Annotated in this window: 21 protein-coding genes; 16 read left to right on the top strand and 5 right to left on the bottom strand. The window is 71.3% G+C overall.

The window, feature by feature from the left end; translation table 11 throughout:
• Positions 1-114 precede the first annotated feature (114 nt).
• The 4 genes from ACZ67M_RS14725 to ACZ67M_RS14710 all read left to right on the top strand — a co-directional run bounded on the left by ACZ67M_RS14725 (position 115) and on the right by ACZ67M_RS14710 (position 4,227).
• Complete coding sequence (locus tag ACZ67M_RS14725; RefSeq protein ID WP_469851092.1) at positions 115-1,203, top strand: LacI family DNA-binding transcriptional regulator; 1,089 nt, start codon at positions 115-117, stop codon at positions 1,201-1,203.
• Positions 1,204-1,382: 179 nt separating this feature from the next.
• Positions 1,383-2,420, top strand: coding sequence for an LCP family protein (locus ACZ67M_RS14720; protein WP_467319765.1), 1,038 nt, complete (start codon positions 1,383-1,385; stop codon positions 2,418-2,420).
• A 141-nt stretch (positions 2,421-2,561) separates the two neighbouring features.
• Positions 2,562-2,918: a YciI family protein gene (locus ACZ67M_RS14715; RefSeq protein WP_359899476.1), complete on the top strand. Its 357-nt coding sequence runs from the start codon at positions 2,562-2,564 to the stop codon at positions 2,916-2,918.
• 58 nt (positions 2,919-2,976) lie between these two features.
• Positions 2,977-4,227, top strand: a complete 1,251-nt coding sequence (locus ACZ67M_RS14710) for an RNA polymerase sigma factor (RefSeq protein ID WP_469851090.1) — start codon at positions 2,977-2,979, stop codon at positions 4,225-4,227.
• Between the two features lie 21 nt (positions 4,228-4,248).
• On the opposite strand, the gene ACZ67M_RS14705 is transcribed toward ACZ67M_RS14710, so the two are convergent.
• On the bottom strand, positions 4,249-5,430 hold the full coding sequence (locus ACZ67M_RS14705) for a class I SAM-dependent methyltransferase (protein ID WP_453436757.1): 1,182 nt from the start codon (positions 5,428-5,430) through the stop codon (positions 4,249-4,251).
• Between the two features lie 90 nt (positions 5,431-5,520).
• Here ACZ67M_RS14705 and ACZ67M_RS14700 point away from each other — a divergent pair, with 90 nt between their 5' ends.
• From ACZ67M_RS14700 to ACZ67M_RS14670, 7 genes are all read left to right on the top strand, one after another.
• The gene (locus ACZ67M_RS14700; RefSeq protein ID WP_469851088.1) at positions 5,521-6,486 is read left to right on the top strand and encodes a polysaccharide deacetylase family protein; all 966 of its coding nucleotides are present in this window, start codon (positions 5,521-5,523) and stop codon (positions 6,484-6,486) included.
• Positions 6,483-7,211, top strand: coding sequence for a polysaccharide deacetylase family protein (locus ACZ67M_RS14695; RefSeq protein WP_392009991.1), 729 nt, complete (start codon positions 6,483-6,485; stop codon positions 7,209-7,211). The genes ACZ67M_RS14700 and ACZ67M_RS14695 overlap by 4 nt, the downstream gene beginning before the upstream one ends.
• A 297-nt stretch (positions 7,212-7,508) precedes the next feature.
• Positions 7,509-7,817: a co-chaperone GroES gene (gene groES / locus ACZ67M_RS14690; protein ID WP_003974211.1), complete on the top strand. Its 309-nt coding sequence runs from the start codon at positions 7,509-7,511 to the stop codon at positions 7,815-7,817.
• 132 nt (positions 7,818-7,949) lie between these two features.
• A complete protein-coding gene (gene groL, locus ACZ67M_RS14685; RefSeq protein ID WP_385794579.1) occupies positions 7,950-9,572 on the top strand; it encodes a chaperonin GroEL in 1,623 nt (540 codons plus the stop codon).
• A 381-nt stretch (positions 9,573-9,953) separates the two neighbouring features.
• Positions 9,954-10,094, top strand: a complete 141-nt coding sequence (locus ACZ67M_RS14680; protein ID WP_469851086.1) for a hypothetical protein — start codon at positions 9,954-9,956, stop codon at positions 10,092-10,094.
• A gap of 362 nt (positions 10,095-10,456) precedes the next feature.
• A complete protein-coding gene (locus ACZ67M_RS14675) occupies positions 10,457-12,454 on the top strand; it encodes an RNase A-like domain-containing protein (protein WP_469851084.1) in 1,998 nt (665 codons plus the stop codon).
• A gap of 21 nt (positions 12,455-12,475) precedes the next feature.
• Positions 12,476-13,132, top strand: coding sequence for a contact-dependent growth inhibition system immunity protein (locus tag ACZ67M_RS14670; RefSeq protein WP_469851082.1), 657 nt, complete (start codon positions 12,476-12,478; stop codon positions 13,130-13,132).
• 391 nt (positions 13,133-13,523) lie between these two features.
• On the opposite strand, the gene ACZ67M_RS14665 is transcribed toward ACZ67M_RS14670, so the two are convergent.
• A complete protein-coding gene (locus ACZ67M_RS14665; protein WP_361352799.1) occupies positions 13,524-14,297 on the bottom strand; it encodes an SDR family NAD(P)-dependent oxidoreductase in 774 nt (257 codons plus the stop codon).
• A 95-nt stretch (positions 14,298-14,392) separates the two neighbouring features.
• Entirely contained in the window at positions 14,393-15,061 is a 669-nt protein-coding gene (locus tag ACZ67M_RS14660; protein ID WP_469851080.1) for an MOSC domain-containing protein, read from the bottom strand.
• An 81-nt stretch (positions 15,062-15,142) separates the two neighbouring features.
• Here ACZ67M_RS14660 and ACZ67M_RS14655 point away from each other — a divergent pair, with 81 nt between their 5' ends.
• Positions 15,143-16,078 carry a LysR family transcriptional regulator gene (locus ACZ67M_RS14655; protein WP_469851079.1) on the top strand — a complete coding sequence of 312 codons (936 nt, stop codon included), beginning with the start codon at positions 15,143-15,145 and terminating at the stop codon, positions 16,076-16,078.
• Positions 16,079-16,148: 70 nt separating this feature from the next.
• Here the strand turns inward: ACZ67M_RS14655 and ACZ67M_RS14650 are convergent, their stop codons facing one another.
• Positions 16,149-16,487: a WhiB family transcriptional regulator gene (locus tag ACZ67M_RS14650; RefSeq protein ID WP_361352790.1), complete on the bottom strand. Its 339-nt coding sequence runs from the start codon at positions 16,485-16,487 to the stop codon at positions 16,149-16,151.
• A gap of 422 nt (positions 16,488-16,909) precedes the next feature.
• On the opposite strand from ACZ67M_RS14650, the gene ACZ67M_RS14645 reads away from it, so the two are divergent.
• The 4 genes from ACZ67M_RS14645 to ACZ67M_RS14630 all read left to right on the top strand — a co-directional run bounded on the left by ACZ67M_RS14645 (position 16,910) and on the right by ACZ67M_RS14630 (position 21,487).
• Entirely contained in the window at positions 16,910-17,521 is a 612-nt protein-coding gene (locus ACZ67M_RS14645) for a response regulator transcription factor (protein WP_003948568.1), read from the top strand.
• Positions 17,522-18,004: 483 nt separating this feature from the next.
• Positions 18,005-18,592: a sigma-70 family RNA polymerase sigma factor gene (locus ACZ67M_RS14640; protein ID WP_114530047.1), complete on the top strand. Its 588-nt coding sequence runs from the start codon at positions 18,005-18,007 to the stop codon at positions 18,590-18,592.
• Between the two features lie 149 nt (positions 18,593-18,741).
• Positions 18,742-20,247, top strand: coding sequence for an IMP dehydrogenase (gene guaB, locus ACZ67M_RS14635; protein WP_352152674.1), 1,506 nt, complete (start codon positions 18,742-18,744; stop codon positions 20,245-20,247).
• Between the two features lie 115 nt (positions 20,248-20,362).
• On the top strand, positions 20,363-21,487 hold the full coding sequence (locus ACZ67M_RS14630) for a GuaB3 family IMP dehydrogenase-related protein (RefSeq protein WP_125492853.1): 1,125 nt from the start codon (positions 20,363-20,365) through the stop codon (positions 21,485-21,487).
• 70 nt (positions 21,488-21,557) lie between these two features.
• Here ACZ67M_RS14630 and ACZ67M_RS14625 read toward each other — a convergent pair whose 3' ends face one another.
• Entirely contained in the window at positions 21,558-22,766 is a 1,209-nt protein-coding gene (locus tag ACZ67M_RS14625) for a nucleotide sugar dehydrogenase (RefSeq protein ID WP_361352786.1), read from the bottom strand.
• Positions 22,767-22,839 lie beyond the last annotated feature (73 nt).

Raw genomic sequence — 22,839 nt, 5'->3', positions numbered from 1 at the left:
GTCGAATGTTTTGGTGTATGGATCGAATGTTTTTGTGCCGACCCGGTGTGACCATCCGCTCCCCGGCCCACTGAGGGCTTCGTCAAGCGGGCCCGCAGGGTTACGATCGCCGCCATGACATCCCCGCAGCCCGCTGAAACCCGGACGCAAAAGCGGTCCCCGCAGACCGCGACCCTCGCCGAGATCGCGCGTGCGGCCGGTGTGTCGGCGCCGACTGTTTCGAAGGTGCTCAACGGCCGCGCAGACGTCGCGCCCTCGACCCGGGCCCGCGTGGAGGAGCTGCTGCGCACCCACGGCTACCGGCGCCGGCGGGCCGAGTCGACCCGTTCGCCGCTGATCGACCTGGTCTTCCACGAGCTGGAGAGCGCCTGGGCGATGGAGGTCATCCGGGGCGTGGAGAACGTGGCCCGGGACACCGGTCTCAGCGTGGTGCTCTCCGAGAGCGCGGGGCGCCTCACGCCCGGCCGGACCTGGGCCGACCAGGTCGCCGCCCGCCGTCCGCACGGCGTGATCCTGGTCCTGTCCGGCCTCGACGAGTCCCAGCGGGCGCTGCTGACCAGCCGCTCCATCCCGTTCGTGGTGATGGACCCGGCGGGCGACCCCGGCGCCGACGTGCCGTCCATCGGCGCCACCAACTGGCAGGGCGGACTCGCCGCCACCCGGCACCTGATCGACCTCGGTCACACCCGCATCGGGGCGATCAGCGGTCCCACCCGGATGATGTGCAGCCGCGCCCGCGTCGACGGCTACCGGGCCGCCCTGGAGACCGCCGGGCTGCCGGTCGAACCCGACCTGATCGTGACCGGCGACTTCCACCACGAGGCCGGTTACCGGCGGGGCCTGGAGCTGCTGCGCCGCCCCGACCGGCCGACCGCCGTCTTCGCGGGCAACGACCTCCAGGCGCTGGGCCTGTACGAGGCCGCGCGCGAACTGGGGCTGCGCATCCCGCAGGACCTCAGCGTGGTCGGCTTCGACGACCTGCCGGTGGCCCGCTGGGTGGGGCCGCCGCTGACGACCGTACGGCAGCCGCTGATGGAGATGGCCGAGGCGGCGGCGCGGCTGGTCCTGGACCTCGGGCGGGACGACGGCTCCGCGTCGGCGACCCGGGTGGAGCTGGCCACCAGCCTGGAGGTGCGCAGCAGCACGGCGGCGCCCGGCAGCACGGCGGCGCCCGGCAGCACGGCGGCGCCCGGCACCGGCTGAGCCGCGCCGCGACCCGGGCCCCGCCGCGGCCCGAGCCGCGCCGCGCCGCGCCGAAGTCTGAGAATTTACGCAGAATCCCGACCCGCACGTTCCTGATTCAACAATTCCGACTTATGTTCCCTCCGACGGGGCACTCGCGTGGGGACGCGAACGGGACCGGCTGGGGCGGGGGCGGACGCATGGCTGCGCGGGACGCGCGGGACGGGCGCGGTGGGCGCTCGAAGGGGTTCAAGGTGGCCGGCCTGGCGCTGGCCGGTGCGCTGCTGCTCGGGTTCGCCGCGGTGGGCTGGACGTACTGGCACCTGAACGGCAACATCAACAGCGTCGACATCGAGGGCGCGCTCGGCGACGACCGCCCCGCCCGCCCGGCCACGGTCCCCTCCGCCTCGCCCTCCGCCTCCCCGGTGCCCACCGGCGCCCTGAACATCCTCGTCCTCGGCTCGGACTCGCGCAGCGGCGAGGAGAACCGGGAACTCGGCGGCGGCGACAGCGGGGGCGCCCGCTCCGACACGGCGATGGTCGTCCACCTCGACGCGGGCCGCACCGCCGCCACCGTCGTCAGCATCCCGCGCGACACGCTCGTCGACCGTCCCTCCTGCCCGCTGGAGTCCGGCGACTCGACCCGGGAGGCGGGCAACGCGATGTTCAACACCGCCTACGAACTGGGCGGTCCGGTCTGCGCGGTCAAGACCGTCGAGTCCTTCACCGGCGTCCGCATGGACCACTACATCGAGATCGACTTCTCCGGCTTCGCCAAGCTGGTCGACGCGTTGGGCGGGGTCACCGTCACCACGGACGTGGACATCGACGACGACAAGAGCCACCTGCACCTGGACGCCGGCACCCACCACCTCGACGGCACCGAGGCGCTCGGCCTGGCCCGCACCCGCTACGGGCTGGCGGGCGGCAGCGACCTGGCCCGGATAGAGCTCCAGCAGAACCTGGTCAAGGCGCTCCTGGAACAGATCGCGACCACCGACCTGCTCACCGACCCCCCGCGCCTCTACCAGGTCGCGGACGCGGTCACCGGCAGCCTCACCACCGACACCGGACTGGACTCGCTGGGCGAGCTGACCGGCCTCGGCCGCAGCCTCGGGGGCCTCGCGGCGGACGACGTACGCACCGTGACCATGCCGGTGGACCCGGCGCCCTGGGACCCCAACCGGGTGGTGGCCCGCGAGCCGGAAGCCCGTGACCTGTGGGAATCGCTGCGCTAGCGGTTCCGAAGTGGTTCCGTGGCGGCCACCGGAAATTTCTCGGAGAAATCCGGCGGCGGATGTCGATCCACGCCGCGCCCGTTCGACGCACTGGGTGAGAGGCCGGGGAGCGACCCCGGCCGCCGAACCCGAGGAGTCACCGTGCCCCGCTACCTGTCACTGATCCGCATCGAGGAGACCGACGCCCTCTCCGGCGGCCCCAGCCCCGAGCTGGTGCAGCGCATGGAGAAGCTGATGGAGGAGATGACGAAGGCCGGCGTCCTGCTCGACACGGCCGGCCTCACCCCGACCGCCGACGGCACCCGCGTCCACTACGAGGGCGGACAGCTGTCCGTCACCGACGGGCCCTTCACCGAGTCCAAGGAGGTCGTCGGCGGCTACGCCCTGCTCCAGGCCAAGGACAAGGCCGAGGCCGTCGAATGGACCAAGCGCTTCCTGAAGGTGCACGAGGAGCACTGGACGGTCACCTGCGAGGTGCGCCAGTTGATGGAAGGCTGACCGTCAAGGGCTGAGCACCGTTTTGCCCGGCCGCCCCGAGGGTGTTGCATGGTGGGCTGTGGAACCGCAGCCCACCGAGGCCCTGGAGACCGTCTTCCGACTGGAGACCCCGCGCGTCGTCGCCGGCGTCGCCCGGCTCGTGCGGGACGTCGGCATCGCCGAGGAACTCACGCAGGACGCCCTGGTCGCCGCCCTGGAGCAGTGGCCGGGGGACGGCGTGCCCGACAACCCCGGCGCCTGGCTCATGGCCACCGCCCGCCGCCGCGCCGTCGACCTGATCCGGCGCCGGGAGACCTACGCCCGCAAGCTCGCGGAGATCGGCCGCGAGCTGCCCGCCGAGACGCCGCCGGTGGAGCCCGCCGACCCGGACGACATCGACGACGACCTGCTGCGGCTGGTCTTCACCGCCTGCCACCCGGTGCTCTCCGCCGAGGCCCGCATCGCCCTGACCCTGCGGCTGCTCGGCGGCCTGACCACGCCCGAGATCGCCCGTGCCTTCCTCGTCCCGGAGCCGACGGTCGCGCAGCGCATCGTGCGCGCCAAACGCACCCTGGCCACGAAGAACGTCGCCTTCGAGGTGCCGTACGGCCCGGACCGGGCGGCCCGCCTCGGCTCCGTCCTGGAGGTCATCTACCTGATCTTCAACGAGGGGTACGCGGCCACCGCGGGCGACGACTGGCTCCGCCCGGCCCTGTGCGAGGACGCCCTGCGCCTGGCCCGCGTCCTCTCCGCCCTGATGCCGAAGGAACCCGAGGTGCACGGTCTGACGGCGCTGCTGGAGTTCCAGGCATCCCGTACCGCCGCCCGCACCGGCCCCGACGGCGAGCCGGTCCTCCTGCGCGACCAGAACCGCCGCCGCTGGAGCCGACTGCTCATCGCCCGCGGCATCACCGCCCTCGACCACGCCCACGCCACGGCCGGCTCCTGCGCCCCGGGTCCGTACGTCCTCCAGGCCGCGATCGCCGCCTGCCACGCGACGGCACACCGCTACGAGGAGACCGACTGGCCGCGCATCGCCGCGCTCTACGGCCTGCTCGCCGCCCGCGCCCCGTCCCCGGTCGTCGAACTCAACCGCGCGGTCGCCGTGTCGATGGCCGAGGGCCCGGCCCCCGCGCTGGCCGTCGTCGACGCCCTGGCCGCCGAACCGGCCCTGCGCGACTACCACCTGCTCCCCAGCGTCCGCGGCGACCTCCTGCTCCGCCTGGACCGCCCGGCCGAGGCGCGCGCGGAGTTCGAGCGGGCCGCGTCCCTGACCCGCAACGAACGCGAGCGCGAACTGCTGGTCCGCCGGGCGGAGGAGTGCGGCTAGGGCCTGTCCGCCGGAAAGCTCCTACGGCTTCCGCACCGGCTGACCGACCAGCATCGTCGGCGCTCCCGCGACCCGGGTCATGAACACGGTCGCCGCGTTCGGCCCCTGCGGCTTGACCTTCCGCCGCAGCTCCTCCGGCTCGACCGCGGACCCCCGCTTCTTCACGGTCAGCGTGCCGACGCGGCGCTCCCGCAGCAGTGCCTTCAGCTTCTTCACGTTGAACGGCATGAGGTCGGTGATCTCGTACGCCGTGGCGTACGGCGTCGGCAGCAGTTCGTCCGCGGTGACGTAGGCGATGGTCGCGTCGAGCAGCCCGCCGCCGACCTGTTCGGCGACCTCGGCGACCAGATGCGCGCGGATCACGGCGCCGTCCGGCTCGTACAGGTACCGGCCGGGTGCGCGGACCTCCGGGTCGGGCAGGCCGGTGCCGGGCAGGGTGCGGGGTCCGGGCAGCAGCGTGGCCCGCACCGCCCCCGCCGCGCCGCCGAACCACAGCACCGCCTCCTTCACGTCCCCGCCGTCGGAGATCCACTCGGCCTCGGCGTCCTCCGGCACCGCCTCGTGCGGGATGCCGGGCGCCACCTTCAGCGCGGCGGCGCGGGAGGCCGTACGGGCCGCGCCGACGGCCCAGGACAGCGGCGGCGAGTACGCCTCGGGGTCGAAGATCCTCCCCCTGCCGCCGCGCCGGGCCGGATCGACGAAGACCGCGTCGTACCCGCTGGTGTCCACCGCCTCGACGTCCGCCTCGCGCACCTCGATCAGCTCGGCCAGCCCCAGCGCCTCGGCGTTGGCGCGCGCCGCGGCAGCGGTCGCCGGGTCGCGGTCCACCGCCAGCACCCGGATGCCGGCCCGGGCCAGCGCGATCGCGTCGCCCCCGATCCCGCAGCACAGGTCGGCCACGGAGGTGACGCCCAGAGCCGCGAACCGCTCCGCCCGGTACGCCGCCACGCTCGCCCGCGTGGACTGCTCGACGCCGTTGGCCGTGAAGAACATCCGCCCCGCGTCCCCGGCCCCGAACTTCGCCGCCGCCCGCTGCCGCAGCCGCGCCTGCCCGAGCGCGGCCGACACGAGCGCGGCCGGGTGCTCGCGGCGCAGCCGGGTGGCGACGGCCAACTCCCGCGCGGGGTCGGTGTCGCGCACCTCGTCGAGGAGGGCGCGGCCTTCGGGGGTGAGCAGGGAGAGCAGGGCGTCGAGGTCGTTCACCGCCTCATTGTGGGCCAGTCGGTGGACGGTGTGCCTCCGGCGCGGTGTCGGACGGGGTCCGGCGGTCCGGGACTGCGAGGATCCGGCACCATGCGAGCAGTCGTACAAAATGACAAAAGCCGGGCGTCGCGGGTGCTGCGAGCGGCGACTGCCCCCGGACCGCGCGGACGCGCCGTCACCGTCACCGCCGCCACCGCCGTCCTCGCCGTGGCCGCCCTCGCCGCCGGCTGTGCGCAGGACACCTCGGACGTCCGGGGCGCCCACGGCCAGGAGCCCCTCCAGGCACCCCCGGCCCGCGCGCTCGACGCGTACGCGTCGAGACTGGGCGCGGCCCAGGCCGCCCGGGTCGCCGCCGCCAAGCGCTGGGACCTCAGAAGGGTCCCGCTGGCCGCCCCCGCGCCCCCCGCGAAGAAGCCGGAGATCAAGGCGCGCGACGGCTTCGAGGTCGAGGGCCAGGAGGAGGACGGCCTCCCGCCGGTCTTCACCACGATCCCCACCAAGGAGAAGATCGTCTTCCTCACCATCGACGACGGCGCCGAGAAGGACCGGGCGTTCCTGAGGATGATGAGTGAGCTGAAGATCCCGTACACCGTCTTCCTCACCGACGAGGAGATCAAGGACGACTACGGCTACTTCAAGAAGATGCAGGCCCGCGGGGTCACCCTCAACAACCACACCCTGAGCCACCCCTACCTCCCCGGCCTCTCCTACGCGGAGCAGAAGCGGGAGATCTGCGGCATGCAGGAGGTCATGGAGAAGCGCTACGGCAAGCGCCCCGTCCTCTTCCGCCCGCCCTTCGGCAACTACAACCGCGACACCTTGCGCGCCGCGAAGACCTGCGGCATCGAGTACGCGCCCATCTGGAGCGAGGAGGTGTTCGTCGACCACTGGGAGTACCGCGAGTGGGACCGGGAGCTGCACCCCGGGGACATCGTCCTCACCCACTTCCGGGGCCGCGAGGACTGGGACGGCACGATGACCGACATGGCCCGGCGCTTCCTGAACCGGATCACCGCCGAGGGCTACGCGGTGGCCCGCCTGGAGGACTACCTGTGAGGCGAGGGCGGTTCCGGCCGGCCGGGGCCGCCCTGGCCGCCGTACTGCTCACCGGCTGCGCCCAGTTCGCCGGCCCCGCCGGACACCCGGCCGCCGGGGAACCGGCCCGGGGCGGCGACCGGAGCGGCGACCAGAACCGGAACCTCCCGCCCGTCGTGGACCACGTCCGCACCACCGACCGGGTCGTCTTCCTCACCTACGACGACGGCGCCGAGCGCGACCCCCGCTTCACGGCCCTGGTCCGCGAGCGGCGCCTCCCCGTCACCCTGTTCCTCACCGACAGCGTGGCCGGACCGGCGTACGGCCACTTCGCCGGGCTGCGCTCGGTGGGCGCGAGCCTGCAGAACCACACCCTCGACCACCGCTCCCTGCGGGGCCTGCCCTACGCCGGCCAGCGCGCCGAGATCTGCGGCCAGCAGACCAAGCTCAGATCCCGCTTCGGCGTCCGCCCCCACCTCTTCCGCCCGCCGTACGGCACGTACGACACGACGACCCTGCGCGCCGCCGCCGACTGCGGCGTCACGGCCGTGGTCATGTGGCGGGCGTCCCTGAACGCCGACGGCCACCTCACCTACACCCGTGGCGAGCACCGCCTGCACCCCGGCGACATCGTGACCGTGGACCTGGCGGACCATACGGAGCGTTTGCTGGAGACGATCGAGGAGCAGGGGCTGAAGGTGGGCAACTTGAACGACTACCTCACTTCCAGCCCGTCCGGCGTTTGAGGACGAGGCCGTCCAGGCCGAAACGGGGGTCTGGGGGCGCAGCCCCCAGCGAGGCCCACACCCACGCCGGGCGCGCTCCTCAGACCGGCGTTCACGCAAAAACCCGGCCGACGCGCCGCAGGCATTGGCACTCCGCTTGACCGAGTGCTAATCGCAGTCATAGTCTCGGCTCTGGCACTCCCCACTGGAGAGTGCCAACTACGCGACGGGCAGGTCCGGCACCCGCGACGACGGATCCACCTGGTCGCCACCTCAGACAGTTAACCCCGTGAGATCTCCGAAGGGGGAGGTCGGATCGTGACGACCACCAGCTCCAAGGTTGCCATCAAGCCGCTCGAGGACCGCATCGTGGTCCAGCCGCTCGACGCCGAGCAGACCACGGCTTCGGGCCTGGTCATTCCGGACACCGCCAAGGAGAAGCCCCAGGAGGGCGTCGTCCTGGCCGTCGGCCCGGGCCGCTTCGAGGACGGCAACCGCCTTCCGCTCGACGTCAGCGTCGGCGACGTCGTGCTGTACAGCAAGTACGGCGGCACCGAGGTGAAGTACAACGGCGAGGAGTACCTCGTCCTCTCGGCCCGCGACGTGCTCGCGATCGTCGAGAAGTAGAAGTAGCTCTTACTTCACCGAAGCACCTTGCTTTCCAGCTGCGCCCCTGGCTCCCGCGACCATAAAAAGCCGGGACGTCAGGGGCGCAGTGCCGTATAACCCCAAGATTTCCGGAAGAGGGCTCACGCTCCCATGGCGAAGATCCTGAAGTTCGACGAGGACGCCCGTCGCGCCCTCGAGCGCGGCGTCAACAAGCTCGCCGACACCGTGAAGGTGACGATCGGCCCCAAGGGCCGCAACGTCGTCATCGACAAGAAGTTCGGCGCCCCCACCATCACCAACGACGGCGTCACCATCGCCCGCGAGGTCGAGGTCGAGGACCCGTACGAGAACCTCGGCGCCCAGCTGGTGAAGGAGGTGGCGACCAAGACCAACGACATCGCGGGTGACGGCACCACCACCGCCACCGTGCTCGCCCAGGCGCTGGTCCGCGAGGGCCTGAAGAACGTCGCCGCCGGCGCCTCCCCGGCGCTGCTGAAGAAGGGCATCGACGCGGCCGTCGCCGCCGTGTCCGAGGACCTCCTCGCCACGGCCCGGCCGATCGACGAGAAGTCCGACATCGCCGCCGTCGCCGCACTGTCCGCCCAGGACCAGCAGGTCGGCGAGCTGATCGCCGAGGCGATGGACAAGGTCGGCAAGGACGGTGTCATCACCGTCGAGGAGTCCAACACCTTCGGTCTGGAGCTGGACTTCACCGAGGGCATGGCCTTCGACAAGGGCTACCTGTCGCCGTACTTCGTGACGGACCAGGAGCGCATGGAGGCCGTCCTCGAGGACCCGTACATCCTGATCAACCAGGGCAAGATCTCCTCCATCGCGGACCTGCTGCCGCTGCTGGAGAAGGTCATCCAGTCCAACGCCTCCAAGCCGCTGCTGATCATCGCCGAGGACCTGGAGGGCGAGGCGCTCTCCACCCTCGTCGTCAACAAGATCCGCGGCACCTTCAACGCCGTCGCGGTGAAGGCCCCGGGCTTCGGCGACCGCCGCAAGGCGATGCTCCAGGACATGGCGGTCCTCACCGGCGCCACGGTCATCTCCGAGGAGGTCGGCCTCAAGCTCGACCAGGTCGGCCTGGACGTGCTCGGCACCGCCCGCCGCATCACCGTCACCAAGGACGACACCACGATCGTCGACGGTGCCGGCAAGCGCGACGAGGTCGAGGGCCGCATCAACCAGATCAAGGCCGAGATCGAGTCCACGGACTCCGACTGGGACCGCGAGAAGCTCCAGGAGCGCCTCGCGAAGCTGGCCGGCGGCGTGTGCGTGATCAAGGTCGGCGCCGCCACCGAGGTGGAGCTGAAGGAGCGCAAGCACCGTCTGGAGGACGCCATCTCCGCGACCCGCGCCGCGGTCGAGGAGGGCATCGTCTCCGGTGGTGGCTCCGCGCTGGTCCACGCCGTCAAGGTGCTGGACGGCAACCTCGGCAAGACCGGCGACGAGGCCACCGGTGTCGCGGTCGTCCGCCGCGCCGCCGTCGAGCCGCTGCGCTGGATCGCCGAGAACGCCGGCCTGGAGGGCTACGTCATCACCTCCAAGGTCGCCGAGCTGGACAAGGGCCAGGGCTTCAACGCCGCCACCGGCGAGTACGGCGACCTGGTCAAGGCCGGCGTCATCGACCCGGTGAAGGTCACCCGCTCCGCCCTGGAGAACGCGGCCTCCATCGCCTCCCTCCTCCTGACGACCGAGACCCTGGTCGTCGAGAAGAAGGAAGAGGAGCCGGCCGAGACGGGCCACGGCCACGGCCACGCCCACTAGGCGCTGCGCTGAGCTGAACGGTGCCCAGTGCCCCTACGGGGGTGCTGGGCACCGTGCGTTGACCTGCTACCGGGTTCGCGTCTGCCCCGGCGGGTTCGGTGCCGGGTGCGGCACCGTCGTGGTTGCTCCCGCAGTTCCCCGCGCCCCTTACGGGGCGATCCCCTTGACGAACCTCACCGACTCCGTGAGAACTGCTCGGGCCCCCGCCCGTCCGTCAGACGGGCCGGCTTCAGCACCCGCTCCTGCTCCCACTGGTCCCGCTTGCGCAGCCCGCTGTTCTTGTAGCGGAGGGAGGCGTCACGCTTGCCGAGGTAAATAACAGTGAGCGGACGCGGCACGGTGTACCCGTCCAGCTCCTCAAACCACAGCTCCCCCCGCTCAGTGGCATCCAGCAGCCAACTCCGCCTCGTCGTCGGTCCGCGCCCGCGGGTCGTCCTCCAGCAGGCGGGCCGGCGTCTGGAGATCCTTCAGCAGCCGTACGCGGTCCAGCGAGGCCCCGACCCCACCCCCGGCGTCCCCTAAACAGTCACTCCCGGCTCACTCCTTCACCACTTGCGCACCGGGCCCCACGGTCCGTATCCCATCCTGCCAGCCGGTCCCGGTGACTCTCGGAGAGATCACCGCATCGGCGGCCTGTTGCTCCCAAGGCCGAGGCGGACGCAATGTGTACCAAGTCGCTTGCTGTGGCGGTAGTTGAGTCCATAGCATCAGGTTCACATTCGCGAATCAATGGTTGTTCCGGCGGGGGGCCTGGTGTGACGTTGATGATGGCGGTGGCGGCTGTATGGGGCGCGTTACAGCTGTACGTCGTTTCGTGGCCGACCCGGTCGGTGCGGCTGCCGACCGTACTGCTCGCCTTTGCGGTGGGGGCATACGCGTGTGGAGTGATCACAGCGCTGGTGCAGCTTGCCTACACCCGTCTCTACGCGGACCAGTCGGGGCAGTCGCTGATCACGGTGGTGAACACCACCAGCTACACGGTGGCGCCGTGGGTGGAGGAACTGATCAAGGTGGCCCCGCTGCTGCTGGCGGGGTGCAGCCTCCGGATTCGCCGTCAGTGGGGGTTGACAGACTTCACGGTTCTGGGTGGGGCGCTGGGGGCCGGATTCGGGCTGCTGGAGGCGGTCCTCCGATTCGGCCTGGACGCGGACCGGGCGATGGCGCGCGGCGAGGGCTGGATCATCCCCGACAGCCTGTCGCCACCCTACGTTCCGGGCCTTGGTCAGGTGCTCACGTCCTGGCTGCCCGCACCGTTCAGCCAACTGGCCACGGCCGGTCCCCCGGTCACGGAGACCTTCCAGCACCTGGTGCTGTCGACCCTGGCGGGGTTCGGGGTGGGACTGCTCTGGCGTGCACGCGGCTGGGCACGCCTGCTGTCGGTGGTCCCCGTCGCCGCGGCCGCCTTCCACCACACGGTGAACAACTACGCCGCGCGGGAACCGGGCAGCCAGGCCGGACAGTGGCTCGACGACCTGGACGCGAAGGCGTGGGCGGCACCACTGGTGTGCCTGGCCATCGCCCTGGTCGTCGACCTGCGCCGGCTCCACCGGGGCAAGAGAGCGGTGCCCGGCGTACTGCTCTCCTCCGAACACGCCGATGGAGACAGCGTCGCGGCTTTGCTGCGCTACACGTCCTGGCGTCCGCCATGGAGCCTGCTGGTCGGGCTGCGCTACGTCAGGCTCCGGCGTTCCCTGCTGTACGCCGCCACCTCGGCTCCTGCCGACGACACCGAAGATCTCCGACGTGTGGTCGCCGGGATCACCGCTCGGATGGACGCGTCCGACAACCAGCGAGCCTGGCGAGAGGTCAACCTCCGGACGTGGTGGGAAGCGGCCCGAAGAGCCCGTCGTCCCCGGGACCGGTGGCTCCTGCTCATCCCGTGCGTACTCGTGGTGCCCTCACTGCTGTACCTGGGCGTCGGCACGTTCAAGGCCACGGCCGGCCTCCAGGAGTTCTTCACCACCGGCCCGGGACCGAAGATCCTGATGGGCTTCGGCATCGCCGCCCTCGCCTGGATCGCCTACCAGCTCACCGTCCTGCTCCGCACCTGGCGGGCCGTGACGGCGCAACCCGTGGCGGAACTGCTGGCCGCGCACCGCTTCCGCCTCGGAACCGCACTGGGAGCGGCGGCCCTGGGAACCTTTCTGCTGTGGCACGGGCTCGGCGAGGCGGGCCCCGAAGGCAGGTCGATCCGGACGCTGCACCTGCTCGACGCGCTGGACACCCTCCTGACCCATCTCGGCTTCGCGCTCCTCCTGCTCTCCTTGCTGGCGCTGTTTCCGCCCGGCGCGCTCGCGCTCGCAGGAGGCGGAGTGGCCGGCGCCCTGACCACCGAGGCCGCCCTCGCCGCCGGTGTCCTGGGCTCGTCCGGGCTCCTCCTCATGGGGCTGGGCGCTACGAACGGCGCCGGCGGTGACTACAACGCGTGGCCCCGGAGTAAGAGGAAGGGGCGCACGAAGCCCGAGCACCGTGCGGATGTCCCCGGTGACGAGGGCAAGAGCCTCGGCGGCAGGAGCAGAGCCCACACCATCGACAAGCACGTCGACAAGACCATCGCCGGTATGCGAAAGCGCCTGCGGGAAGACGCCGGCCTGACCGCTGACTCACGCTACGTCGACGTCAAAACGGCACAATATTTCACTGACAAGACTCTCACCACGGCAGAAAATCAGCGGAAGATATCGGCCTGGCTGGCCAAGGGCGCCAAAGGGCCACTACGGCTGGAAGGGAAGTTCAACGAGAACACGGGCCTGCATCTCACCCGCTACGACTTCACTCACGGGCAGCCCACACAATGGGTGAAGGGAGTCCGGGTGATCCTCAAGGCCGACCCGTCGGCACCGTCCGGCTACCGCGTCCTCACCTCGTTCCCCCAGCCGTAGAACGCATCCTTGGAGCAGTTGATGAGTCAGGCACTTCCGCCAGGGCAACGATTCTACGAACTCAGCGACCTGCTGGCGGCATACGCCCACGTGGATTTCACGTTCTCCGACACCGCGGAAGCTCCGGGACCCGCCCTGTCCGCCTACCTCAGGATGGCCGCACGTGACCCCGGGCGCGCCGCGACGGCGGTTCGGCAGATCGACGACCTGCTCTCCGTCGGTCTGTTCTCCGAGGAGATCGCGGACGAGGTGGAACACCTCCCGCACATCCGTCCTCCGATGGGTACGAGCGTCGAGGACTGTCTTCGTGTGGTGAAGGACCACCTTCACCACTTCCTGCGCGACCCCTCACGCACCCCGCAGGCGAACCCGCAGAGCTCCTGGGAATGGAACGAGCGCTTCCCGTCCTTGGGGCAGCTGCTCGGCGCCTACTTCCACCGGGACTTCTCCTACATCTACGAGTCCCGCGAAGAGGCCCTCGACGAGTACGTCGGCGAAGCCGATCCGCAGGACCGCGAACAGGCGGCCCAGGAAATCGGTGAGCTTCTGGAAATGGTGTCGTCGGAACAGGAACTCCGCACCGCGACGACGGCCTTGGGGCTCGACATCCTGCCGCCGCGCGGCATGTCCCTGCGAAAGTGGCTCGAGTCGATTCGCCGCAGGATCACCGCAGCGTAGTCGCCCTCGTCGCCCAGCCTCGTCCCGTATCCGGCCACCGGGGACCGAGCGCTGCCTCGGGCGCGTGCATCCCCCTGACCTTCCCGCCGAGGAGCCTTTCACCGACGTTCATCGGACGTCAGTCGTTCCACGACTCGGGAGGCGGGCCGAAGCGCGCCGACCGGCCCTCACCGCCAGGGTGGCGTTGGCGCCGCCACCGATCACGGCGCCGATACCGAACGGCGCCACTCGACCGAGGACGATGAACGTGGCCCAGGCCCGGAAGGGCTCGGTCCTCGGCACCAGCGCCCGAAGGTGATCGAGCCCTTCCTGCTCCCAGCGGAATCCGGATTTTCGCGGCTGGAACCAGCGTTCCCGGCTGCAGCGAAGGGACGTCGCTCGTCCCCTCCTCTTACTGCGGCCCGTACTTCCGCCCCGTCCGTGAGCTGATCCCGCCCAGCATTCCCCGTGGTACCAGCTTCGCCGCGCCCATCAGGGTCTTGTAGCGGGGGTCCGGGATGGAGAGGGACTTGCCTCGGGAGAGGTCGTCCAGGGCGGCCGCGACGACCTTGTCCGCGTCGAGCCACATCCAGTTCGGGATGTTGTCCGTGCCCATGCCGGCCCGCTCGTGGAACTCCGTGCGGACGAAGCCGGGGGCCAGGGCCATCAGGCGTAGGCCGCTGCCGGCCAGGTCCTTCGCCACGCCCTGGGTGAACTGCACGACCCACGCCTTGGACGCGCCGTAGGTGCCGCGCGGCACGAAGGCGGCGACCGAGGCCACGTTGACGACGCCGCCGCGGCCGCGCTCCCGCATCGCCTCCACCGCCGCCGAGGTCAGCCGCAGCACCGCCTCGCAGTGCACCTTGAGCATGGTCAGCTCGTCGGCCATGGAGACGTCGAGGAACTTGCCCTTGTTGCCGAAGCCGGCGTTGTTGATCAGCAGGTCGACGGGGTGCCTGCGCTCGCCCAGCCGGGTGGCCACCGCCTCGATGCCGGCGTCCGTGGACAGGTCGGCCGTCAGCACCTCCGCCTCGATGCCGTGCCGGTCGTGCAGCTCGGTGGCCTGTTCGTGCAGCCGCTTGGTGTCGCGGGCCACCAGCACCAGGTTGTGTCCGTCGGCCGCCAGCCGGCGGGCGAACGCGGCGCCGATGCCCGCCGTCGATCCCGTAATCAATGCCGTTGTCATGGCGCAAGGTTAGGCGGCGAAGGGGACAGGTCCACTTCGCTCACCGGTCCCGCCACCGGTGAAGGGCCCGTGAAGAAAGTACTGGTGAGGAGCGGTCAGCCGCCGTACCTCGCCATGTACTTCCGTGCCTGCGCCAGCGCCTCCGGGTGCAGCGCCCCGCCCGCCGCGAGCAGCCGCGGCAGCAGCTCCCGCTGGGTGGTGACGGCCCGGAACTGGAGGGCCACCGTCACCTCGTGGTCGGGCCGGTGCACGATGCGGACCGGGTCGCCCGCCCGTATCTCGCCGGGCTCCACCACCCGGAAGTACGCGCCCGGCACGGCCTTCTCCGTGAAGCGCTTCACCCAGCGCTGCTCACCCATGTGGCCCTGGAAGGTGCGGCAGGGGATGCGTCCGGAGGTCACTTCGAGGAGCAGGTCCGGACCGACCCGCCAGCGCTCGCCGATCAGGGCCCCGGAGACGTCCAGTCCCGTGGTGGTGAGGTTCTCGCCGAACGAGCCGCTGGGCAGCACACGGCCCAGTTCGCGTTCCCAGTCGTCCAGGTCTTCTCGGGCCACCGCGTAGACCGCCTGGTCCTCGCCGCCGTGGTGACGCGTGTCGCACACCGTGTCGCCGGCCAGCCCGCTCGCCCCGACGCCCTTCGGCCCGGGCGCCGCCACCCGCACGGGGCCGTCGGCCGGCCGCTTGTCGATGCCGGTGACGCCCTCCGGGTGGTCCGTGTACGGCACGGTCTTCGCGCGGCCGAGGTTGACAGACAGAAGCTTCATGGGCGAACGGTAGGACAATCCTCATCAAAGTGTCGACGCGATATTCGTCGTTCGGTCAAAGGGTCACTTATCCTCGGGGGTGTGATCGAGGCTCGTCATCTCCGTGTGCTGCGCGCCGTGGCATCGACCGGTTCCTTCTCCGCCGCCGGGCGCGAGCTGGGCTGCACCCAGCCCGCCGTCAGCCAGCAGATGAAGGCCCTGGAGTCCTCCGTCGGCACCCCCCTGCTCGTCCGCACCGGGCGCGAGATGCGCCTCACCCAGGCCGGTGAGGCGCTGGTGAGGCACGCCGCCGGGATCATCGCGGGGCTCACGGCCGCCGAGGAGGAGGTCGCCGCCATCGCCGGGCTGCGCGCCGGCCGGGTCCGGCTGGTCTCCTTCCCCAGCGGCAGTTCCGCCCTCGTCCCCAACGCCCTGGCCGCCCTGCGCGCCGCGCACCCCGGCACCCGGGTCTCCCTGGAGGAGGCCGAGCCGCCGAACTCCGTCGAGCTGCTGCGCGAGGGCGACTGCGACGTGGCGCTCGCCTTCCGCTACGAGGGTGCGGCGGGCGCGGAGGAGTGGGACGACCTCGTCGTACGGCCGCTGCTGACCGACCGCCTCGTGGCGCTGGTCCCCGACGGGCACCGGCTGGCCCGTGCGGAGTCCGCCGGATCCGTGGCCATCGGGGAGCTGGCCCGGGAGTCCTGGATCGCGGGCTGTCCCCGCTGCCGGGGCCAGCTGGTCGAGGTCTGCGAGGGGGCCGGCTTCACCCCCCGCATCGACTTCGCGACCGACGACTACCCGGCCGTCGTCGGCCTGGTCGGCGCCGGTCTGGGGGTGGCCGTCCTGCCCCAGCTCGCCGTCGAGTCCGTACGGCCCCGCGGTGTGCGCACGGTGACGCTGGAACCGGCGGTGCGGCGGGAGATCGTCGCGCTCAGCCTGCCCGACCTGGCCCAGGTGCCCGCGGTGGCGGCGACGCTGGACGAGCTGGCCCGCGCGGCCGCGCGCCTGTCGGCGGCACATCGGCCGAACCCCCTCTGAGAATCCTCCGCGCTGAGACCCCCGCTCTGAGAACCCCCTGATCTGAGAACCCCCGCAAAGAAACGTTCCTTCAGTGGTGGGCGGACGAGTCCCCGCCGGCCGGTCCGGACGCCGACGCCGACACCAGGCGGTGGCGTGCCCGTCCCATGAGCTCCTCGCGCTCGTCCTCGGTCAGCCCGCCCCACACTCCGTACGGCTCACGCACCGCCAGCGCGTGCGCCGCGCACTCGGCGCGGACCGGGCACCTCATGCAGACCTCCTTGGCCGAGTTCTCACGTGCACTCCGTGCCGCACCGCGTTCGCCCTCCGGATGGAAGAAGAGCGAGCTGTCCACCCCGCGGCACGCGGCCAGGAGCTGCCAGTCCCACAGGTCCGCGTTCGGTCCTGGAAGGCGGGAGAAATCTGCCATTGCGTGACCCCTTGTTGCCGATATGGGTGAATCCCGACGTTGCGGCGATGCGGCGATGCGGCGATGCGGCGACCCAGCATGCACGACCGTACAACTACGATCTAAGGAGATGAAAATATGACTCATTGCGAATCTAGCCTCAGACACCGCCGAAGTGGAAGAAAAGCGGCTAAATGGGGCACTGGTTGTGATGAAACGGCGCGGGTCCGACGCGCATGTCTGCTGCGTGGCCGCCCCCTCACGTAGAGTGCCGAAGACGACACACAGCCCCGTAACTCTTTCGAGTGACCATCGTTGAGAGTGCGGAGGCGGTTGAAGGAACAAGTGCTCGGGCGGGCGTCCGGGACGGTCGACCGCACAGGTGACGATTTCGTACCAGCCTGGAGGCTCAACGTGACGCGCAAGAGCTGCGGAGGACGGCCATGACTTCCGTCCTCGTCTGCGACGACTCCCCGCTTGCCCGAGAGGCGCTGCGCCGCGCGGTGGCGACCGTGCCCGGCGTCGAGCGCGTGACGACGGCCGCCAACGGCGAGGAAGTCCTCCGCCGCTGGGGTGCCGACCGCTCGGACCTGATCCTGATGGACGTGCGCATGCCCGGCCTGGGCGGCGTCGAGACCGTCCGGCGGCTGCTGTCCGCCGACCCCGGGGCGCGCATCATCATGCTCACCGTCGCCGAGGACCTGGACGGCGTGGCCCTCGCGGTCGCCGCCGGTGCCCGCGGCTATCTGCACAAGGACGCCTCGCGCGCCGAGCTGCGCGCCACCGTCACCCAGGCCCTCGCCGACCCGACCTGGCGGCTTGCCCCGCGCCGGCTGCGCTCGGCCGAGATGGGCGCCGCGCCCACGCTCACCGCGCGTGAGATCCAGGTCCTGGAGGGCATGAGCCACGGCCGGTCCAACGCGGAGATCGGCCGCGAGCTGTTCCTCTCCGAGGACACCGTCAAGACCCACGCCCGGCGGCTCTTCAAGAAGCTCGGCGCCTCGGACCGCGCGCACGCCGTGGCGCTCGGCTTCCGGTGGGGCCTGGTCCGCTAGGGCCTGCTGCGAAAGTCCCGCCCGCGGGGCGACGCCAGGCACGCACTCTCGCCGCACCGGGTCTCGCGCCAAGTACATCCGGTACGGGGCCCGAGGCCCGGCACGCCGAGAGCACGCACCTGACGCCGCCCGGCCCGCCCCTCGGGCGGACGGCGGGACTGTCGCAGCAGGCCCTAGGGCCACCCGCGCGGTGGAGGCCCGGTGGGGCACCCATGCGGTGGACGCGGAGAGGCCCCCTCGGGGGCGTGCCGTTCCCCGCTTATCGCGAGGTGAGCGGGGGTGACAAGGCGACCCGCCGGGTGCCCGCTGCCTGTTTCGCCGACGATGACGCATCCTTGAGGTGTGGAGTTCCTCGGGGACGAGTCGGTCAAGCGGAAGGGGAGGGCGCAGGGGATGAGTTCCGGCGCACCTGCTCATAACGCTTCGGTGCACAACAGCGGGCACGGAGCCACGGATCGGACGGCCGCAAGGCACGATGGACCGATGCGTGACGACGAGGCGCCCCGCGACCAGGGGACGGTCGGTGGGCTCGTCCACCGCGCCGTCGACGGGGACGAGCAGGCCACGCACGACCTGCTCGCCCATGTCCACCCCCTGGCGCTGCGGTACTGCCGTACCCGTCTGTCGCGCCTGCCCGGCGACGCCCGGCACTTCGTCGAGGACCTCGCCCAGGAGGTCTGCGTCGCGGTGCTGCTCGCGCTGCCCCGCTACAAGGACACCGGCCGGCCCTTCGAGGCGTTCGTGTTCGCCATCGCCGCCCACAAGGTCGCCGACCTCCAGCGCGCGGCGATGCGCCACCCCGGTTCGACCGTCGTCCCGTCCGACGAGATGCCCGAGCGGCCGGACGACTCCCTGGGCCCGGAGGAGCGCGCGCTGCTCAACAGCGACGCCGCCTGGGCCAAGAAACTGCTCGCCAACCTGCCCCAGAACCAGCGCGAGCTGCTCCTGCTGCGCATCGCGGTCGGGCTCACGGCCGAGGAGACCGGCCAGATGTTGGGAATGTCACCCGGTGCCGTGCGGGTCGCCCAGCACCGGGCGCTGAGCCGACTGCGGGCGCTGGCAGAGCAGTAATCACCGCCGATCGCCGCCGTGAACGGACGGCGGCACCTGTCCGTACAAAACTACGAAGATCGCAGGCCTTCCTGATCGTGGAATGAGCCACGTCCGGTTCCCGTTAGCATGGACATCCGCACCGATCAAGGCCATTTGGGGAAGGTGTCATGACTGCCAACGTCGACGGAGTGCCCGGAAAATTCGCGACACTCGGGCTGACCTACGACGACGTGCTGCTGCTGCCGGGCGCCTCCGCGGTGCTCCCGAACGCGGTCGACACCTCGTCCCGCATCTCCCGCAACGTGCGGGTCAACATCCCGCTGCTCTCGGCGGCGATGGACAAGGTGACCGAATCCCGCATGGCGATCTCCATGGCCCGCCAGGGCGGTGTCGGCGTCCTGCACCGGAACCTGTCCATCGAGGACCAGGCCAACCAGGTCGACCTGGTCAAGCGCTCCGAGTCCGGCATGGTGGCCAACCCCATCACCATCCACCCGGACGCCACCCTCGCCGAGGCCGACGCGCTGTGTGCCAAGTTCCGCATCAGCGGCGTACCAGTCACCGACGACGCGGGCCGGCTGCTCGGCATCGTCACCAACCGCGACATGGCCTTCGAGAGCGAGCGCTCCCGGGGGGTGCGCGAGGTCATGACGCCGATGCCGCTGGTCACCGGCGAGGTCGGCATCTCCGGCGTCGAGGCCATGGAGCTGCTGCGCCGCCACAAGATCGAGAAGCTTCCGCTGGTCGACGGCGACGGTGTCCTGAAGGGCCTGATCACGGTCAAGGACTTCGTGAAGGCCGAGCAGTACCCGCACGCCGCGAAGGACGCGGAGGGCCGCCTGATCGTCGGCGCCGCCGTGGGTGCCAGCCCCGAGGCGCTCGACCGTGCCCAGGCGCTCGCCGAGGCCGGGGTGGACTTCCTGGTCGTCGACACCTCGCACGGCCACAACAGCAACGCCCTGAGCTGGATGTCGAAGATCAAGTCGAGTGTCGGCATCGACGTCGTCGGCGGCAACGTCGCCACGCGTGACGGCGCCCAGGCGCTGATCGACGCCGGTGTCGACGGCATCAAGGTGGGCGTGGGCCCCGGCTCCATCTGCACCACCCGCGTCGTCGCCGGCATCGGTGTCCCGCAGGTCACGGCGATCTACGAGGCGTCCCTCGCCGCCCGGCCCGCCGGAGTCCCGCTGATCGGCGACGGTGGCCTCCAGTACTCCGGCGACATCGGCAAGGCGCTGGCCGCCGGTGCCGACACGGTGATGCTGGGCAGCCTGCTCGCGGGCTGCGAGGAGTCGCCGGGCGAGCTTCAGTTCATCAACGGCAAGCAGTTCAAGTCGTACCGCGGCATGGGCTCGCTGGGCGCCATGCAGTCCCGCGGCCAGGGCAAGTCGTTCTCGAAGGACCGCTACTTCCAGGCCGAGGTGGCCTCCGACGACAAGCTCGTGCCCGAGGGCATCGAGGGCCAGGTGCCCTACCGCGGCCCGCTGGGCAACGTGCTGCACCAGCTCGTCGGCGGTCTGCGCCAGACCATGGGCTACGTGGGCGCCGGCACCATCGAGGAGATGGAGTCCAAGGGCCGGTTCGTGCGGATCACCTCCGCCGGCCTCAAGGAGAGCCACCCGCACGACATCCAGATGACGGTCGAAGCACCGAACTACAGCCGCAGCAAGTAGGCAGCAGCCTTCAGAGGGCGGCCCCGGACCATCCGGGGCCGCCCTCTGCGGTGCCCCGCGGGGCCCGTCGGGGATACTGGAAGGCGCTGCAACGCATCAGGGAAAGGCCACAGACGTGACTGAGATCGAGATCGGGCGCGGCAAGCGCGGCCGCCGGGCGTACGCCTTCGACGACATCGCCGTCGTCCCCAGCCGCCGTACGCGGGACCCGAAGGAGGTCTCGATCGCCTGGCAGATCGACGCCTACCGCTTCGAGCTGCCGTTCCTGGCCGCTCCCATGGACTCGGTCGTCTCCCCGGCCACCGCCATCCGCATCGGCGAGCTGGGCGGCCTCGGCGTGCTCAACCTCGAAGGGCTCTGGACCCGGCACGAGGACCCGCAGCCGCTGCTCGACGAGATCGTCGGTCTCGACGCGGAGACCGCGACCCGCCGCCTCCAGGAGATCTACGCGGCTCCCATCAAGGAGGAGCTGATCGGGCAGCGCATCAAGGAGGTGCGCGACTCGGGCGTGGTCACCGCCGCCGCGCTCTCCCCGCAGCGCACCGCCCAGTTCTCCAAGGCCGTCGTGGACGCGGGCGTGGACATCTTCGTCATCCGCGGTACGACGGTCTCGGCGGAGCACGTGTCCGGCTCGCACGAGCCGCTGAACCTCAAGCAGTTCATCTACGAGCTGGACGTTCCGGTCATCGTCGGCGGCTGCGCCACCTACACCGCCGCCCTGCACCTGATGCGCACCGGCGCGGCGGGCGTGCTCGTCGGCTTCGGCGGCGGCGCCGCCCACACCACGCGCAACGTGCTGGGCATCCAGGTGCCCATGGCGACGGCGGTGGCGGACGTGGCGGCGGCCCGCCGCGACTACATGGACGAGTCCGGCGGCCGGTACGTGCACGTCATCGCCGACGGCGGCGTCGGCTGGTCCGGCGACCTGCCCAAGGCGATCGCCTGCGGCGCCGACTCCGTGATGATGGGCTCCCCGCTGGCCCGCGCCACCGACGCGCCGGGCAAGGGCAACCACTGGGGCATGGAGGCCGTCAACGAGGAGCTGCCCCGCGGCAAGAAGGTCGACCTCGGCACGGTCGGCACCATAGAGGAGATCCTCACCGGCCCGTCCCACACCCCGGACGGCTCGATGAACTTCTTCGGGGCGCTGCGCCGCGCGATGGCGACGACCGGCTACAGCGAGCTGAAGGAGTTCCAGCGGGTCGAGGTCACGGTCGCCGACTCGCAGCACCGGCGGTAGTCACCCGGACGGCGTAGCGAAGGGGCCCGGAGCAGTCGCTCCGGGCCCCTTCTCGCCTGTCCGGCCCCGCTCAGAGCCGGTGCGCAGCCCCCGTGGGCGTCGCCCCGCGCGTGTCCAGCAGGAGCTGGGCCTTCACCGACAGGCCCTGGAGGTCGTACGTGCGGTGCTGCTGGAGGAGGATCGTGAGGTCGGCGTCGGCGGCGGCCTCGTAGAGGGAGTCCGCGCGGGGGACGGGGCGCTCCGCGACGTTCCAGGACGGGATGTGCGGGTCGTGGTAGCTGACGGCGGCGCCGAGCCCCATCAGGCGGGTCGCGATCTCCTCGGCCGGGGTGGCCTGCTGGTCGGCGAGGTCGGCCTTGTAGGTGACGCCGAGGAGCAGGACGCGGGCGCCGCGCGCCGACTTGCCGTGCTCGTTGAGGAGGGCGGCGGCGCGCTGGACGACGTAGCGGGGCATCTGCGCGTTGACCCGCTGGGCGACCTCCACCATGCGCAGGCTGTGGGGGGCCTGGCCGGTCAGGTCCTGGGGGACGGAGTGGCCGCCGACGCCGGGGCCGGGGCGGAAGGCGTGGAAGCCGAAGGGCTTGGTCTCGGCGCAGCGCAGGACGTCCCACAGGTCGACGCCGAGGTCGTCGCAGAGGACGGCCATCTCGTTGACGAGGGCGATGTTGACGTGGCGGAAGTTGGTCTCCAGGAGCTGCACCGTCTCCGCCTCGCGGGGGCCGCGCGCGCGGACCACCTTGTCGGTGAGGCGGCCGTAGAAGGCGGCGGCCGACTCGGTGCAGGCGGGGGTGAGGCCGCCGATGACCTTCGGGGTGTTGGCGGGCGTGAAGTCGCGGTTGCCGGGGTCGACGCGGCTGGGGGAGTAGGCGAGGTGGAAGTCGCGGCCCGCGCGCAGCCCGGAGCCCTGCTCCAGGATCGGGCGCAGGAACTCCTCCGTGGTCCCCGGGCGCACCGGCGACTCCAGGATCACCGTGGTGTGCGGGCGCATGTGGGCGGCGAGCGTGCGGGCCGCGGCCTCGACCTGGGTGAGGTCCAGGCCGCCGTCCGGCGCCGGCGGGGTGGGCGCGCAGATGACCGCGGTGCGCACCCGGCCCACCTCGGCCGGTCCCGCGGCGGTGCGGAAGCCCGCCGCGAGCATCCGGCGCAGCTCGGCGGGGGAGAGGGGACCGGCTTCGGGGCCGGTCTTGTAGCCGAGGGTGGGGATGCCGGCGGCGACGGCGGCCTGGGCCAGGGGCAGGCCGTACGGGCCGAGTCCGATGACGGCGAGATCTGCGGGCATGGCGTGGGCCGTCCTTCCCAGTAGCCGAAGCGGGACAGGTGCGCAAGCCCGGTGGACAGGATGGGCGAGCACA

The sequence above is a fragment of the Streptomyces sp. NPDC107500 genome, from assembly GCF_055582785.1.
This window is presented reverse-complemented; position numbering and strand designations above follow the sequence as displayed.

Excerpts from the sequence above, each read along its gene's own strand:
- ACZ67M_RS14725 (WP_469851092.1), top strand. The coding sequence starts at position 115 with ATGACATCCCCGCAGCCCGCTGAAACCCGGACGCAAAAGCGGTCCCCG.
- ACZ67M_RS14720 (WP_467319765.1), top strand. The coding sequence starts at position 1,383 with ATGGCTGCGCGGGACGCGCGGGACGGGCGCGGTGGGCGCTCGAAGGGG.
- ACZ67M_RS14700 (WP_469851088.1), top strand. The coding sequence starts at position 5,521 with ATGCGAGCAGTCGTACAAAATGACAAAAGCCGGGCGTCGCGGGTGCTG.
- groL (WP_385794579.1), top strand. The coding sequence starts at position 7,950 with ATGGCGAAGATCCTGAAGTTCGACGAGGACGCCCGTCGCGCCCTCGAG.
- ACZ67M_RS14670 (WP_469851082.1), top strand. The coding sequence starts at position 12,476 with ATGAGTCAGGCACTTCCGCCAGGGCAACGATTCTACGAACTCAGCGAC.
- ACZ67M_RS14665 (WP_361352799.1), bottom strand. The coding sequence starts at position 14,297 with ATGACAACGGCATTGATTACGGGATCGACGGCGGGCATCGGCGCCGCG.
- ACZ67M_RS14660 (WP_469851080.1), bottom strand. The coding sequence starts at position 15,061 with ATGAAGCTTCTGTCTGTCAACCTCGGCCGCGCGAAGACCGTGCCGTAC.
- ACZ67M_RS14650 (WP_361352790.1), bottom strand. The coding sequence starts at position 16,487 with ATGGCAGATTTCTCCCGCCTTCCAGGACCGAACGCGGACCTGTGGGAC.
- ACZ67M_RS14645 (WP_003948568.1), top strand. The coding sequence starts at position 16,910 with ATGACTTCCGTCCTCGTCTGCGACGACTCCCCGCTTGCCCGAGAGGCG.
- ACZ67M_RS14640 (WP_114530047.1), top strand. The coding sequence starts at position 18,005 with ATGCGTGACGACGAGGCGCCCCGCGACCAGGGGACGGTCGGTGGGCTC.
- guaB (WP_352152674.1), top strand. The coding sequence starts at position 18,742 with ATGACTGCCAACGTCGACGGAGTGCCCGGAAAATTCGCGACACTCGGG.
- ACZ67M_RS14625 (WP_361352786.1), bottom strand. The coding sequence starts at position 22,766 with ATGCCCGCAGATCTCGCCGTCATCGGACTCGGCCCGTACGGCCTGCCC.